This is a genomic window from Photobacterium sp. 1_MG-2023 (genome assembly GCF_030547945.1).
Taxonomy (GTDB): Bacteria; Pseudomonadota; Gammaproteobacteria; order Enterobacterales; family Vibrionaceae; genus Photobacterium.
Genome location: NZ_JAUORR010000088.1, coordinates 1 through 650 on the forward strand (window position 1 = coordinate 1; position 650 = coordinate 650).

Sequence of the window (650 nt, forward strand, 5' to 3'; positions counted from 1 at the left end):
GCGGGCGGCGCTTATCAGCCGGGGGATGAGTTTGGGGAGGATAGTTTTCGGCCTGCAAAACCAATCGTCAGCGTCGGATTACATACCTTGTCGGCGTCTCAGATGCCAAGTCACGGCCACCCGATTAAGTTCTCCAGTGCGACGTCAGGCTATGGGGACTCCCGTTATGGCGGTGCTGCCAACAGTGGCTACACGAAGCACACACAGAACACCGGGGGCTCTCTGGCACACGGGCATAGCGTGTCTGTCGGTCAGGTGGGGGCCGTGGATACACGGCAGAAATCAATTGCAGTTATTTGGATCATGAAGTTATGAAAATTACAGCAGCCACACAAGACCAAATCATCCTGATTGATGGCATTCCTGCCCTGATGGCCGAAATGGGCGGATACAACATGCAGCGCGGTGAATGGGCCGTGCATTTTGATACCGACTTAGGGGTCGGCCATATCGAATATCTGGATAACCGGGGAAATCAGATACTCACGCGTGATCTGTTCGAGCGGGCTTACGCGTGGCTGATTGACGAGCACACCCGCTATGTGACGGCCATGGCCGAACAGGAAGCAGCAGAGGAAGCGGCACGCAATGAGCAGCAGCAAGATCCTATTGATACTGAGTTTGATTCTATTGGGGATGGGAACCATGAC

2 protein-coding genes are annotated in these 650 nt (G+C 54.5%); both read left to right on the top strand.

Annotated features, from left to right (window positions below; genetic code table 11):
* Positions 1-315, top strand: a 315-nt coding sequence (locus Q4579_RS23005) for a hypothetical protein (RefSeq protein ID WP_303567283.1), incomplete at its 5' end; no start/stop codon positions are given.
* The coding region (locus Q4579_RS23010; RefSeq protein ID WP_303567285.1) for a hypothetical protein at positions 312-650 on the top strand (339 nt) is incomplete at its 3' end. The genes Q4579_RS23005 and Q4579_RS23010, both read left to right, overlap by 4 nt.